Here is an 11,737-nt window from a genome sequence, read left to right on the forward strand (position 1 = left end):
ATCACATTTTTATTTAGTTAAATATGGAGACCAAGCTGGGAATTTTACTTGGCCATTACTTCCTGGAAGACTCGCCTTAAAGCGACCATCAGCAGAAACCAATTGTAGCACCTTTCCTAATCCTTGGGTAGAACTATAGATAATCATAATACCATTAGGAGAAATACTCGGGCTTTCACCTAGGAAAGATGTACTTAAAACTTCAGAAGCACCGGTTGCAAGATCTTGCTTAACCACATTGTTATTACCATTGATCATAACAAGCGTTTTACCATCAGCACTAATTTGAGCACTACCGCGACCACCTACTAAGGTTACTCCACTACCACTTGCGCTCATACGATAAACTTGAGGTGAACCGCCTCTATCTGAAGTAAACAAAATTGAGCTGCCATCTGGTGACCATGATGGCTCTGTATTATTACCAGATCCACGTGTTAATTGTGTTGGCGTTCCACCATTTGAACTCATCACATAAATATTTAGGGTTCCGTCTTGTGACGAAGCAAAAGCTAAACGAGAACCATCCGGTGAAAATGCCGGAGCACCATTATGACCTGAAAATGAAGCGACAACTTTGCGAGCACCGGAACCTAGATCCTGAACAACTAACTGTGATTTTCTATTTTCAAATGATACATACGCCAAACGTTTACCATCCGGAGACCATGCCGGAGACATAATTGGTTGGGAGCTACGATTTACTACAAACTGATTATAACCATCATAATCCGCTACACGTACTTCATAAGGTTGTGAACCACCATTTTTTTGTACCACATAGGCAATACGTGTTCTGAAAGCACCGCGAATAGCTGTCAATTTCTCAAATACTTCGTCACTTACAGTATGCGCACCATAACGTAACCATTTGTTCGTTACAGTATAGCTGTTTTGAGCAAGCACCCCCCCCGCATTACCGGATGCGCCAACCGTATCAACAAGCTGATAAGAAATGTTATAACCGCTACCTGTTGCTGTTACTTGTCCTACCACAACGGCATCAATACCTAAAGCACTCCAAGCCTCCGGATTAACTTCAGACGCGGAAGTCGGCTTTTGCGGCATTTGAGCCACAGGGATTGGATTAAATTTACCACTATTACGTAAATCGTCCGCAACAATTTTACCAATATCTTCCGCTGCGGATCCTGCAAATGGCACAACTGCAATTGGACGAGCCCCATCAACACCTTCATCAATCACAATACGAACTTCATCTTCTGCAACAGCATTGCCTACAACAGCAAGAACGATTGTAAACACGCCTACAAGCTTTTTAATTAATTTCATTTTGTTACCCTTGAGTAAACTGATTAACACTTTCCAAAAATTAATTATTTAATATCAAAATCAATAATTGGTGCTTTATACTTATTGTACACTGCATCAGACGGCGCAGCAGGAACTTTTTTTGTTCTTGCAACAGCACTCAACGCAGCTGTACAAATATCTTCCAGGCCTGATACTTTTTGATAACCCAAAATCGTACCATCTCTGCCTAACTGAATTTTGATACGGCAAACTTTGCCGGCAAAACTAGGATCTTTCAAGAATCGACGCTGAATTTCTCTCTTAATTACACCGGCATATTGATCACCAACCTTGCCTCCGTCACCAGCGCCTAATCCGGCTCCACTACCTTGAATTCCCCCTTTATTGGCACTGCCTCCTTTAGAAGCACTACCGCCACCAATATTACCGCCATTCATAAAATCATCTAAAGCAGCTTGATCTGCCTTACGTTTCGCAGCAGCCTCAGCGGCAGCTTTCTCTTTAGCTTCTGCTGCGGCCTTAGCTTTTGCTTCGGCATCAGCTTTAGCCTTTGCCTCAGCTTTTATTTTTGCCTCGGCGGCAGCTCTAGCTTTAGCTTCTAATTCAGCTTTTTGTTTTTCTTCTGCTTGTTTTTTAGCTTTTTCTTCTGCCTGTTTTTTTGCTCTTTCCGCAGCAGCTTCTGCTGCTGCTTTTTCTTTCGCCTCTTCCGCCTGTTTTGCCGCTGCTGCTAAACGTTTTGCCTCAGCCTCTGCTTTTAGTTTAGCGGCTTCAGCCATCTGTTTTACCTTCGCTTCTTCAGCCTGTTTTTTTAAGGTTTCCTGACGAGCTATTTCTAGCTGTTTCTGTTTTTCCGCAGCCTCTTGTTTCTGACGTTCAATTTCCCTTTGACGCTGAATTTCCTGTTGGCGTTTTAGTTCTTCCTGTTTCGCAATTTCTTGTTGACGAACATCCTCTTGTTCTATTGTCGGTTTCTCTTCAACAACAGGTTCAGGCTTTTTCTGCTTATCGGCTTGACCTTTTTTCTGCTGTTGGATTCGTCCCCATTCCTGCGCAGCACTTCCGGTATCAACCATAACAGCACCTAATGCATCGCCATCACCTTCTCCGCCGCCCATAATCTCAACGGTTTGATAGAAAGAACTCCAAATTAACAATCCGAACATGACAAGGTGCATTAGGATCGAAATAACAAACGCATTCGCCCCCTTTTTCTGTCGATTATTCTGCACGTGTTACCTACTTTTATTAAATTGGGTTTGTCATTAAACCAACCGATTTAATTCCTGCCAGATGAAGTAAATTCAACGCTTTAATGACTTCTTCATAAGGCACTTCTTTTGCACCTCCAACGAGGAACATTGTATTATTGTCTTTATCAAATTCCTGCTTTGATAACTGAGTCACCATTTCTTCCGTTAAACCTTCTTGACGATCACCCGCAATAGAAAGTGTATATTGACCAACACCGGATACCTCTAGGATAACAGGGGTTTTATCTTCGTTCGATACATTTTGACTTTGCACTGAATCGGGAAGTTCAACTTGAACACTTTGGCTAATGATCGGCGCAGTTGCCATAAAAATCAACACCAATACAAGTAAAACATCTAAAAACGGGACAATATTAATTTCAGATTTAATTTCTTTACGTGAGCGACGAGCCATATTTTCCTCTAAAACTTCGCTAAAAATGACCGCACTTTAAAGTGCGGTTGATTTTTCTGTTATTTTTTTAATGGGAATGTGGTGCTTTACCAAAGGCTTGGCGGTGTAAAATTGTAGTAAATTCATCAATAAAGTTACCATAATTTTGCTCAATTGCATTTACACGCAAACTTAAACGGTTATAAGCCATTACAGCAGGAATCGCTGCAAATAAACCAATCGCCGTAGCAATCAATGCTTCTGCAATACCCGGAGCAACCATTTGTAATGTAGCTTGTTTCGCACCACTTAACGCCATAAATGCATGCATAATCCCCCAAACCGTGCCGAATAAGCCGATATAAGGACTGACGGAAGCAACGGTCGCTAAAAACGGAACCCGACTTTCAAGACCTTCAATTTCACGATTCATAGCCAAATTCATCGCTCGAGTCGTTCCTTTAATAATCGCTTCCGGCGCATCAGCATTGACTTGTTTTAAACGTGAAAATTCTTTAAATCCTACAAAGAAAATTTGTTCACTGCCGCTTAATACGTCTCGGCGGTTTGATAGCCCCTCGTATAATTTATTAAGATCTTCACCGGACCAAAAACGATCTTCAAATGTGTTTGCCTCTTTCAACGCGCTAGCTAATACACGGCTACGTTGAATAATAATTGCCCACGAAATAATTGAGAATAAAATCAAAATTACAATTACAAGTTGAACAACAATACTTGCTTTTAGAAAAAGATCTAAAAAGTTCAATTCTGCAGTCATTACCTACTCCGAGAAAGGTTATATATTATCTGAAAAGGCAGCTTTTATTTCCGCTGGAATAGCTACCGGTTTCATTTTACCTAGATCAACATAGGCTACCTTAACAGTAGCCGTTGACAAAATTACTGTATCTCTCATTAGTCGTTGCTCAAAGAGGATTGTTGCCCCTTTTATTGTGACGACCTCTGTTTCAACAATAAGAAAATCATCCAGTTTTGCCGGAACACAGTAATCAATTGCCATCGATTTGACAACAAATGCGCCTCGTTGTTCCTGCAATAATTTTTGCTGAGAAAAACGTTGTTTTCTTAAATACTCCGTTCGTGCTCGTTCAAAGAAATGCAAATAACGAGCATGATAAACCACACCGCCGGCATCAGTATCTTCATAGTAAACACGCACAGAGAAACGAAAAACTTTTGAATCCATTTTGTTTTCCTCATTCAACAGCTTGAAATCGGCTATTCTAGAGTCAGTTTTCACTCTGCGCAAGTACTTTCAAATGGCTAGAGTATGATTTATGTATAATGTACAACTATTGCAAGTAAAAACGCAAAATAGCCAAAATAAGGAAAAAAAACTATCTGCCAAAAAGTGCGGTTAATTTCAAAGCCAATTCCATGAATCCATGCACAAACTACTCCCCATAGAATGAAAAGAACCCAAAATGGATTAGTTGTTCTTAATTGAGTGGAAAACAGATCGAAGTTAAATAAAAAGGCAAGCGTTAATAGAATCGCCAAGATAAATGAAAGGGTTCTTAACGAACCCTTATTAACATATTGATAGAGAAATTGAATCATTATTCGTCAAATTGCCCTAAATTTTCTTTGTTTTTTGTGACTTTTACACTAGCAAAAATTGCCGCTAAAATACCCACTACCCAAATTACATATAACATCTCATATCTCCTTTAGTATAATGAGTTTGTGTTTTCTTCCACAAAGCCTTCATCCAAACGACCAAACATTTTGAAGTATGACCAAACGGTATAAGCAAGGGAAATAACCACAAATACCAGCGCTAAGAAAAGCATCCAAGTTAGCGTTAATTCGCTTGATGTTGCATCCCACATTAATAAACTCTGTTCAGGATGTGAGCTTGAAGGCATCACAAATGGGAACATAGAAACTGCTGCAGTAATAATCACACCAGCCATAGTTAATGAAGAAAATAAAAATGCAAAACCACAACGATTCGCTTTTGAGAAAATCACATTCAATAATGCGCTCACCACTGCTAGGGCTGGGAAAATCCACAAAATAGGCATCTCATTGAAGTTTCTGAACCATGCTCCGGTTTCAACTGCCACTTCTTTACCCATAGGTGAAGATGGCGCAAAGTGATCGATAGTACTGGTAACAACATAGCCATCTTTGAAGTATAACCATACACCTGCAAGGATAAAGGCGATTAAAGTTACAAATGCACCAACTTGAGTTATTGCACGGACTCTATCTCTTAATTCGGAGGTCGTTTTCATTTGTAACCAATTTGCGCCGTGTGTTACAAGCATTGCTAAGCTAATCACACCACATAGCAAAGCAAATGGATTTAACAATGCAAAGAACGAACCGGTATAAGTCACCTGTGCGATTTCATTAAATTCAAATGGAACACCTTGTAATAAGTTACCAAATGCCACACCGAAAACTAATGCAGGAACAAAACCACCGGTAAATAAGCCCCAATCCCATACAGCACGCCACGTCGGGTTATCAATTTTTGCACGATACTCAAAACCGATTGGACGGAAGAATAGTGCGGCTAATACTAACACAAGTGCAATATAGAAACCTGAGAACGATACAGCATATACAATTGGCCATGCCGCAAACACTGCACCACCGGCAGTTAATAACCAAACTTGGTTACCATCCCAGTGAGGAGCAATTGAGTTAATCATAATACGGCGTTCCACTTCTTTTTTACCCGCAACAGGTAAAAGTGCGGTCACGCCCATATCAAATCCGTCGGTTACAGAAAAACCGATTAGCAATACAACGACTAACACCCACCAAATAAAACGTAGAAATTCATAATCAATCATAATTCGTCTCCTGCTTATTTAGATGATTGTTCAAAGTAGTATTTGCCGGTTTTCAATGCACTCGGACCTAAACGTGCATATTTAAACATTAAATACATTTCAACAATGATAAACGCTAAGTAAAGTGCACAAATTAAACCAATAGAGAACCAAAGATCACCTACAGCTAAATTTGAAGCGGATACACCGACCGGTAACACTTCATAAATAGCCCATGGCTGACGACCATACTCAGCTAAGAACCAACCACATTCAATAGCAATCCAAGGTAAAGGCAAACTCCATAATAATGCTTTTAACAATAATGGACTTTGAGTCACTTTATTACGTAAGTTTTGAACAAAAGCACCCAGTGCTAATAGTGCAAGTAAACCGCCTACAGCAAGCATTGCGCGGAATGCCCAAAAGTTAGGGCCTACATTTGGAATAGTGTCGCGTGCAGCTTGTTTAATTTGTTCTTCTGTCGCATCCACTACTTTATCCGTATAGCGTTTTAACAATAAACCGAAACCAAGATCTTTTTTCACATCTTCAAATTTTGCTTTCGTTTCCGGATTAACTTGACCTGATGCTTTTTTCTCTGCTTTCAATTGAGTGAAAAGATCATAAGCAACAATACCATTGCGCACTCTTTGCTCATTTAAAGCTTGAAGTTCTTTCAAACCTGTAATTTCAGTATCAAAAGAACGGGTTGCAACTATACCTCCAACCATCGGTACGCTGATTTCAAAATCATTTTTCATTTCAGCAGTATTAGGAATTGCAGCTATATGAAATGATGCCGGAGCTGGTTGGGTTTCGAATTCTGCCTCCATCGCTGCTAATTTTACCGGTTGAGCTTTACCAATATCGTAACCTGATTCATCACCAAGAATTAATACTGAGATAGAAGCAATAAAACCAAAGGTTGCAGCTATAGAGAAAGAACGTTTTGCAAATCCAAGATCACGACCTTTTAATAAATAGTATGCACTGATCCCCAATACGAAGAATGCCCCCGTTACATAACCGGCAGAAAGCGTATGTAAGAATTTACTTTGTGCAACCGGATTTAACCATAAATCCATGAAGCTGGTCATTTCCATACGTACAGTTTCAAAGTTGAATTCTGATGCGACCGGATTTTGCATCCAACCATTTGCAACAAGGATCCACATTGCGGAGAGATTTGAACCAAACGCAACACAGTATGTGGTCAGTAAATGTTTACCTTTCGATAAACGCTCCCAACCGAAGAAAAATAAACCAACAAATGTTGATTCTAAGAAAAATGCAAGCAATGCTTCAATCGCCAACGGCGCACCGAAAATATCACCTACATAATGAGAATAGTAAGACCAGTTAGTACCAAATTGGAATTCCATAATGATACCGGTAGTCACCCCAAGGGCAAAGTTAATACCAAATAACTTACCCCAGAATTTTGTCATATCTTTATAGACTTCTTTGCCTGTTACAACATAGGTGGTTTCCATAATTACTAATACGAAAGTCAAACCTAATGTTAAAGGGACAAAAATGAAGTGATATAACGCAGTCAAGGCAAACTGTAAGCGAGAAAGTTCAACAACGTCTAACATCCCAACCTCTTGTAAAAATGACAAGTCACTCACTATGATTAATAAAGACTATTCTTTAAATAACCACCCCAAATACCTAATTAAACCACTAGATCCAATTAAGCAAACACTAAATCACTACACATAATAAACCTTTTTAAGAATTACAATAAAATAAAACGATGAATTATGAAGCAGACAACTCAGAATAGGTAGTATTCTACAACTAATCATAAGGATAAAAAACAGCTAAAATGTTATCTCGCTCACATTTTTGATATAAACTGGAAAAAATTTTGCCTATTTTCTAATAAAAATTAATCATCTACAAAAATATTGATTAATATCTAGACATTCACTGCATATTTTGCTATTTTCACCGACGGCTAAATTTAGAGATATTTGGATAATTTTTGTTAAAGGATTTCACAATGAAGAAAATTTCAATGATTTTGACCGCACTTTTTTCACTCGGGTCATTTTCAACAATTGCCGCACCGCAGAAATCTAATGAAATGCTACCGCAATGTGCTCAATTATTTAAAGAAGCAGAAAATTTAATCATTCAAGCGGAAAAACAGCCCGGTACACATACTCAGGTTAGTAAAATTAAAAATAAACTCAATCAAAGTAAAAAACAAATTCTCGAAATGGAACTTGCTACCCAACTAAAAAGTTGTAATGTAGGACTGGCGAAACTAAATAGTATGAAAGATAGTTCCGAACAAACTAATTAACCTAAGTATTAAATCAAAAAAGACTTATTGAAAATTTCAGTAAGTCTTTTTTGTTATTCGTTTGTTTAAGATGCCAGTTTTTGCAAACCAAAATGGCGATAAGTTTGTGCTGTTGCAATCCTTCCACGTGGAGTACGCTGTAAAAAGCCTTGTTGAATTAAGTAAGGTTCCAATACATCTTCAATAGTATCACGCTCCTCACCTATCGCTGCAGCCAAGTTATCCAATCCAACCGGCCCGCCATCAAAACGCTCAATTACGGCACTCAATAATTTTCGGTCTAAATAATCAAAGCCGGCATCATCAACATCTAACATAGAAAGCGCTTGCTTCGCTATATCCAAAGAAATCACCCCTCCATTTCTTACATCAGCATAATCACGTACACGGCGTAATAAACGATTAGCAATACGTGGAGTGCCGCGAGAACGGCGGGCAACTTCAAAAGCAGCCTGTTGTTCTAATTCAAGGTTTAAACAAACCGCACTTCGAGCAACAATTGAGGTTAAATCTTCTACCGAATAAAATTCTAAACGCTGTACGATACCAAAACGATCGCGTAAAGGCGAAGTCAAAGAGCCGGCTCGCGTTGTTGCTCCTACTAAAGTAAAGGGAGGTAACTCCAATTTTATGGAACGTGCCGCCGGCCCTTCCCCAATCATAATATCCAATTGGTAATCTTCCATTGCCGGATAAAGCACTTCTTCAATAGCCGGTGAAAGGCGATGAATTTCATCAATAAACAGCACATCATAGGGTTCGAGATTCGTTAGCATTGCTGCCAAATCACCGGCTTTTTCTAAAACAGGGCCTGAGGTTGTACGAATATTCACGCCCATTTCATTCGCTACAATATTGGCAAGCGTCGTTTTACCCAACCCGGGAGGGCCGAAAATCAACAAATGGTCTAAAGCATCTTTGCGTAATTTTGCGGCTTTAATAAAAATATCCATTTGTTCGCATACTTGTGCCTGCCCAACATAATCAGCCAGTAATTTGGGACGAATTGCACGGTCGATCACGTCTTCATCAAGTTTCGCTTGACTACTAATAATTCTATCTGCTTCAATCATCCGTTTTCCCTTATAACGCCGCTTTTAAGGCTTCACGAATTAGTTGTTCGCTATTTAATTCCGGTTTTATCACGCTTTTAACCATTTTTGCAGCATCCGCTGGTTTATACCCTAATGCGATCAATGCCGAAACGGCTTCATTTTCTGAGTTTTCTTGATATGAAATAGCCGCAGGCTCGCTAGATATATGCTTACTTTCTATAAAGAATTCATTTTGTTTCACACCTTTAAATTTTCCTTTTAATTCAACCAATAGACGCTCTGCGGTTTTTTTGCCTACGCCCGGAATTTTAACGAGTTTGGAAAGCTCTTCATGTTCAATTGCATAAGCAAATTGCTCAACAGACATTGCTGATAAAATTGCCAGTGCCAATTTTGGTCCAACACCATTGGTTTTAATTAATTCACGAAATAAAGTGCGGTCAGTTTTTTGTGCAAATCCAAAAAGTAAATGGGCGTCTTCTCGAATAGCAAGATGAGTAAACAAGGTTGTTTCCTGTCCGAGCTCAGGCAAGTCATAAAAGCTCGTCATCGGCAAAAGTAACTCATACCCAACGCCTTGCACATCAATTAAAATTTCAGGAGGTTGTTTTTCTAATAGAATACCTGTTAAACGACCAATCATAATTTATCCATAAGCATAAAAGTTTTGCATAGAATAAAATAAAACTGGACGAACATCCAGTTATTTCTTTAACCGAAAACGCCCTCGGCTATAACGAGTTTTTAAAAGTGCGGTGATTTTTTCTTGGGTTTCCACTATTTTTGCAGAACCCGCAATATGCAAAGAATGATTCATAGTATGGGCGTGGGTAATCGCAATTGCTAAGGCATCTGCCGCATCCGATTGCGGTTTATCGGAAAGTTTCAGAATACGCGTAACCATATCCTGAACCTGAATCTTATCTGCTGCCCCCACACCAACAACGGTTTGTTTCACTAATCTCGCCGCATACTCAAATACCGGCAAGTCGTGATTTACCGCAGCGACAATCGCTGTGCCCCTTGCCTGCCCCAATTTCAGTGCTGAATCTGCATTTTTTGCCATAAAGACTTGTTCAATCGCAAACATATCCGGCTGAAACTGCTGAATAATTTCACTGACTCCGGCATAGATGCGTTTTAAACGGCTGGGGAGATCGTCCACCACCGTACGAATTGCGCCGCTGCCGAGGTAATCTAATTGTCGCCCTGTTTGCTTAATGACACCGTAACCAGTCACTCTTGATCCTGGATCGATACCTAAAATTATTGTCATTTACGCTCAACCTAAAAAATAGGGACACACTGGGTGTCCCTTAAAACAAATTGAAATACTTACTTATTCATTATTCATTTTAGCGGTAGCCAATTCATCAATTTTACAGTTTTTCACTAAAATTTGATCGGTTTGTTTACCTAATTTGGTCAACATTACTGAAGACGATTTATCAAATGTTTCAAGTGAGAAATCTACATCAGCATTCCAACGGTAAGATTTAGATTCAAAGGTTACTGGGTTTGGGGCTTTTTCATTGACTTTTAAGTCTTTGATCGCTTTTTTACCAAAAGCAATATTTACATTTTTCGCTTTACCGGCCTCAAAACCATAAGTGGCAATAACCAATGTGTTATCTTTACAAAGATACACAGCCGATTTTGTTGCAGTATCTAATTTATCCGTTACGGTTTTCACTGTGCTAGATACACCATCTTTCACGCTAGTTACCGCTTGTGAAGCACCGCCTACAACCGCATTAGTTGTTTTGCTGATAGCATCTGTGGTGTTTGAGACAACATCAGATGCGGTTGAACAGGCAGATAATACGAGTGCCGCTGCAAGTGCCGGGGCAAATTTCATCAATTTCATTCGAACTCCTTCGAGCAAAAACTAAAGTAGTGCAGCAACCTCATCGCTGATCTCACCGTTGTGATAGACATTCTGGACATCATCACACTCTTCCAGCATATCGATCAATTTTAATAATTTCGGTGCGGTTTCTGCGTCTAAATCAACAGTAGTTGAAGGAATCATTGTTACTTCAGCAGATTCCACTTTAAAACCGGCTCCTTCAATACCGTCACGCACTGTCCCTAATTCTTCCCAAGCGGTATAAATCTCAAAGCTACCGTCTTCTTGCTGCTGAATATCGTCTGCGCCCGCTTCAATCGCCGCTTCCGTTAAAGCGTCTTCATCTGCGGCTCCAATCAAAATCAAGCCTTTTTTACTAAAGAGATAGCCGACCGAGCCTTCCGTACCCAAATTTCCACCACATTTGGTAAAACTTGGACGAACTTGAGAGATTGTCCGGTTTGCGTTGTCGCTTAGACACTCAACCATCACAGCAGTTCCACCCGGACCGTAACCTTCGTACACTTTTGTTTCCATATTGGTGTCATCGCCACCGCCGACGCCCCGCTCAATCGCGCGGTTAATCGTATCCCGTGTCATATTGCTGGATAAGGCTTTATCCACCGCTGCACGCAGACGTGGGTTTGCCGACACATCGCCACCACCTAATTTTGCGGCAGTCACCAATTCACGAATTAATTTTGTAAAAATTTTCCCACGCTGCGCATCTTGTGCCGCTTTGCGGTGTTTAATGTTAGCCCACTTACTATGACCTGCCATTTTGTTT

At 39.8% G+C, this 11,737-nt stretch carries 14 protein-coding genes; 1 reads left to right on the forward strand and 13 read right to left on the reverse strand.

All coding sequences use genetic code 11. The features are described 5' to 3' along the window. Positions 1–9: 9 nt before the first annotated feature. The 8 genes from tolB to PNEUHYL_RS02165 form a co-directional block, all read right to left on the reverse strand. Positions 10–1,293, reverse strand: a complete 1,284-nt coding sequence (gene tolB / locus PNEUHYL_RS02130) for a Tol-Pal system beta propeller repeat protein TolB (protein ID WP_059365636.1) — start codon at positions 1,291–1,293, stop codon at positions 10–12. 44 nt (positions 1,294–1,337) lie between these two features. Beyond that, positions 1,338–2,504, reverse strand: coding sequence for a cell envelope integrity protein TolA (tolA, locus tag PNEUHYL_RS02135; RefSeq protein WP_059365637.1), 1,167 nt, complete (start codon positions 2,502–2,504; stop codon positions 1,338–1,340). Between the two features lie 16 nt (positions 2,505–2,520). Beyond that, on the reverse strand, positions 2,521–2,940 hold the full coding sequence (gene tolR, locus PNEUHYL_RS02140; RefSeq protein ID WP_059365638.1) for a colicin uptake protein TolR: 420 nt from the start codon (positions 2,938–2,940) through the stop codon (positions 2,521–2,523). A gap of 67 nt (positions 2,941–3,007) precedes the next feature. Beyond that, a complete protein-coding gene (tolQ, locus tag PNEUHYL_RS02145) occupies positions 3,008–3,700 on the reverse strand; it encodes a protein TolQ (RefSeq protein WP_059365639.1) in 693 nt (230 codons plus the stop codon). Between the two features lie 18 nt (positions 3,701–3,718). Beyond that, positions 3,719–4,129 carry a tol-pal system-associated acyl-CoA thioesterase gene (gene ybgC, locus PNEUHYL_RS02150; RefSeq protein ID WP_059365640.1) on the reverse strand — a complete coding sequence of 137 codons (411 nt, stop codon included), beginning with the start codon at positions 4,127–4,129 and terminating at the stop codon, positions 3,719–3,721. 89 nt (positions 4,130–4,218) lie between these two features. Continuing rightward, complete coding sequence (gene ybgE / locus PNEUHYL_RS02155) at positions 4,219–4,503, reverse strand: cyd operon protein YbgE (protein ID WP_059365641.1); 285 nt, start codon at positions 4,501–4,503, stop codon at positions 4,219–4,221. Positions 4,504–4,613: 110 nt separating this feature from the next. After that, the gene (cydB, locus tag PNEUHYL_RS02160) at positions 4,614–5,750 is read right to left on the reverse strand and encodes a cytochrome d ubiquinol oxidase subunit II (protein WP_059365642.1); all 1,137 of its coding nucleotides are present in this window, start codon (positions 5,748–5,750) and stop codon (positions 4,614–4,616) included. Positions 5,751–5,764: 14 nt separating this feature from the next. Then, positions 5,765–7,330 carry a cytochrome ubiquinol oxidase subunit I gene (locus PNEUHYL_RS02165; RefSeq protein WP_059365643.1) on the reverse strand — a complete coding sequence of 522 codons (1,566 nt, stop codon included), beginning with the start codon at positions 7,328–7,330 and terminating at the stop codon, positions 5,765–5,767. A gap of 410 nt (positions 7,331–7,740) precedes the next feature. Between PNEUHYL_RS02165 and PNEUHYL_RS02170 the strand changes: the two genes are divergently transcribed. Further along, the gene (locus PNEUHYL_RS02170; protein WP_059365644.1) at positions 7,741–8,046 is read left to right on the forward strand and encodes a DUF5339 domain-containing protein; all 306 of its coding nucleotides are present in this window, start codon (positions 7,741–7,743) and stop codon (positions 8,044–8,046) included. A gap of 65 nt (positions 8,047–8,111) precedes the next feature. Here the strand turns inward: PNEUHYL_RS02170 and ruvB are convergent, their stop codons facing one another. The 5 genes from ruvB to PNEUHYL_RS02195 all read right to left on the reverse strand — a co-directional run bounded on the left by ruvB (position 8,112) and on the right by PNEUHYL_RS02195 (position 11,730). Beyond that, the gene (gene ruvB, locus PNEUHYL_RS02175) at positions 8,112–9,119 is read right to left on the reverse strand and encodes a Holliday junction branch migration DNA helicase RuvB (RefSeq protein ID WP_059365645.1); all 1,008 of its coding nucleotides are present in this window, start codon (positions 9,117–9,119) and stop codon (positions 8,112–8,114) included. Between the two features lie 10 nt (positions 9,120–9,129). Continuing rightward, on the reverse strand, positions 9,130–9,744 hold the full coding sequence (ruvA, locus tag PNEUHYL_RS02180) for a Holliday junction branch migration protein RuvA (RefSeq protein WP_059365646.1): 615 nt from the start codon (positions 9,742–9,744) through the stop codon (positions 9,130–9,132). Between the two features lie 60 nt (positions 9,745–9,804). After that, complete coding sequence (ruvC, locus tag PNEUHYL_RS02185; protein WP_059365647.1) at positions 9,805–10,377, reverse strand: crossover junction endodeoxyribonuclease RuvC; 573 nt, start codon at positions 10,375–10,377, stop codon at positions 9,805–9,807. 63 nt (positions 10,378–10,440) lie between these two features. Next, complete coding sequence (locus tag PNEUHYL_RS02190) at positions 10,441–10,968, reverse strand: hypothetical protein (RefSeq protein ID WP_059365648.1); 528 nt, start codon at positions 10,966–10,968, stop codon at positions 10,441–10,443. 21 nt (positions 10,969–10,989) lie between these two features. Continuing rightward, a complete protein-coding gene (locus PNEUHYL_RS02195) occupies positions 10,990–11,730 on the reverse strand; it encodes a YebC/PmpR family DNA-binding transcriptional regulator (protein ID WP_059365649.1) in 741 nt (246 codons plus the stop codon). Between the last annotated feature and the right edge of the window lie 7 nt (positions 11,731–11,737).

This window comes from Rodentibacter caecimuris, from assembly GCF_001019715.1.
GTDB lineage: Bacteria > Pseudomonadota > Gammaproteobacteria > Enterobacterales > Pasteurellaceae > Rodentibacter > Rodentibacter caecimuris.

Coding starts and splice junctions, on each gene's coding strand:
- tolB (WP_059365636.1), bottom strand. CDS start 1,293: ATGAAATTAATTAAAAAGCTTGTAGGCGTGTTTACAATCGTTCTTGCT.
- tolR (WP_059365638.1), bottom strand. CDS start 2,940: ATGGCTCGTCGCTCACGTAAAGAAATTAAATCTGAAATTAATATTGTC.
- tolQ (WP_059365639.1), bottom strand. CDS start 3,700: ATGACTGCAGAATTGAACTTTTTAGATCTTTTTCTAAAAGCAAGTATT.
- ybgC (WP_059365640.1), bottom strand. CDS start 4,129: ATGGATTCAAAAGTTTTTCGTTTCTCTGTGCGTGTTTACTATGAAGAT.
- ybgE (WP_059365641.1), bottom strand. CDS start 4,503: ATGATTCAATTTCTCTATCAATATGTTAATAAGGGTTCGTTAAGAACC.
- cydB (WP_059365642.1), bottom strand. CDS start 5,750: ATGATTGATTATGAATTTCTACGTTTTATTTGGTGGGTGTTAGTCGTT.
- PNEUHYL_RS02165 (WP_059365643.1), bottom strand. CDS start 7,330: ATGTTAGACGTTGTTGAACTTTCTCGCTTACAGTTTGCCTTGACTGCG.
- PNEUHYL_RS02170 (WP_059365644.1), top strand. CDS start 7,741: ATGAAGAAAATTTCAATGATTTTGACCGCACTTTTTTCACTCGGGTCA.
- ruvB (WP_059365645.1), bottom strand. CDS start 9,119: ATGATTGAAGCAGATAGAATTATTAGTAGTCAAGCGAAACTTGATGAA.
- ruvA (WP_059365646.1), bottom strand. CDS start 9,744: ATGATTGGTCGTTTAACAGGTATTCTATTAGAAAAACAACCTCCTGAA.
- ruvC (WP_059365647.1), bottom strand. CDS start 10,377: ATGACAATAATTTTAGGTATCGATCCAGGATCAAGAGTGACTGGTTAC.
- PNEUHYL_RS02190 (WP_059365648.1), bottom strand. CDS start 10,968: ATGAAATTGATGAAATTTGCCCCGGCACTTGCAGCGGCACTCGTATTA.
- PNEUHYL_RS02195 (WP_059365649.1), bottom strand. CDS start 11,730: ATGGCAGGTCATAGTAAGTGGGCTAACATTAAACACCGCAAAGCGGCA.